The following is a 1,654-nucleotide window of genomic DNA, read 5'->3' as shown; positions in this document are numbered from 1 at the left end:
CGCTGGGACGGCGTGCCTTCGCTCGCCGTCGCGATGGAGATGCTCAAGCGTCAGGTCGCGATCACGCCCGCGCCGCAGTGGGTGCGCGTGGTCGGCGGCTTCACCGAACATCAGTTCGTGGAGAAGCGCCTGCCGACGATCGACGAACTCAACGCAGCCGCGCCCGATACGCCGGTGTTCATCCTGCACCTGTACGATCGCGCGCTGCTGAACGCGGCCGCGCTGCGCGTGGTCGGCTATACGAAGGACACACCGGAGCCGCCGGGCGGCACGATCCTGCGCGATGCCGCCGGCAACCCGACGGGCCTGCTGCTCGCGAACCCGAACGCGACGATCCTCTACGCGACGCTCGCGAAGGGGCCGAAGCTGCCGTTCGAATACCAGTACAACTCGACGCGTCACTTCATGCGCGAGCTGAACCGGCTCGGCGTGACGGGCGTGATCGACGCGGGCGGCGGTTCGCAGAATTACCCCGACGATTACGAAGTGATCCGCAAGCTGCACGACGCGGGCGAGATGACGATCCGGATCGCGTACAACCTGTTCACGCAGAAGCCGAACGCCGAGAAGGAAGACTTCGTGAACTGGACCAAGAGCGTCAAGTATCACGACGGCACCGATTATTTCCGCAACAACGGCGCGGGCGAGATGCTGGTGTTCTCGGCGGCCGACTTCGAGGACTTCCGCGTCGCGCGTCCCGATCTGCCGGCGCAGATGGAGGACGATCTCGAAGGCGTCGTGCGCGTGCTCGCGCAGAACCGCTGGCCGTGGCGCATGCACGCGACCTACGACGAAACGATCAGCCGCGCGCTCGACGTGTTCGAGAAGGTCAACAAGGACATCCCGCTCGAGGGGCTGAACTGGTTCTTCGATCACGCGGAAACGATCTCCGAAAAATCGATGGACCGGATCGCCGCGCTCGGCGGCGGTGTCGCGGTGCAGCACCGGATGGCGTACCAGGGCGAATACTTCGTCGAGCGCTACGGCGCGCAGGCGGCTGAAGCCACGCCGCCCGTCGCGAAGATGCTGGGCAAGGGGCTGAAGGTATCGGCCGGCACGGACGCGACACGCGTGGCGTCGTACAACCCGTGGGTGTCGCTCTCATGGCTTGTGACGGGCAAGACGGTCGGCGGCCTGCGCATGTATCCGCAGCGCAACCTGCTCGATCGCGAAACGGCGCTGCGCATGTGGACCGAGTACGTGACGTGGTTCTCGAACGAAGAGGGCAAGAAGGGGCGCATCGCGGTCGGGCAGCTCGCCGACCTGGTGGTCCCGGATCGCGATTTCTTCGCGTGCGCGGAGGACGACATCGCGGGCACGACGGCGTTGCTGACGGTGGTCGGCGGAAGGATCGTGTGGGGCGCGGGGCCGTTCGCGTCGCACGACGCGCCGATTCCGCCCGCGATGCCGGACTGGTCGCCCGTGCGCGAGTATGGCGGCTATGGCGGCTGGGGCGCGACGCAGCGCAACGGTGCACCGCTGCAACGGGCGGCGGCCGCCGCGATGTGCGGCTGCGCGAATGCGTGCAACGTGCACCAGCATGCGCATGCGAGCGCGTGGGGCAGCGCATTGCCGACGTCGGACGCGAAGGGCTTCTGGGGCGCGTTCGGCTGTTCGTGCTGGGCGGTCTGACATGTCGACGACAACCGGTCGG

General features: G+C 67.3%; 1 protein-coding gene. It reads left to right on the top strand.

Annotation, left to right across the window (positions count from 1 at the left end):
• Nucleotides 1-1,632, top strand: a 1,632-nt coding sequence (locus HWX22_RS31200; protein WP_175912683.1) for an amidohydrolase, incomplete at its 5' end; no start/stop codon positions are given.
• Nucleotides 1,633-1,654: the final 22 nt, after the last annotated feature.

Source organism: Burkholderia sp. BCC1638, assembly GCF_902833195.1.
Lineage (GTDB): Bacteria > Pseudomonadota > Gammaproteobacteria > Burkholderiales > Burkholderiaceae > Burkholderia > Burkholderia diffusa.
Note: the sequence above shows the minus strand (reverse complement) of the source record. Positions and strands in the feature narration are given on the sequence as shown.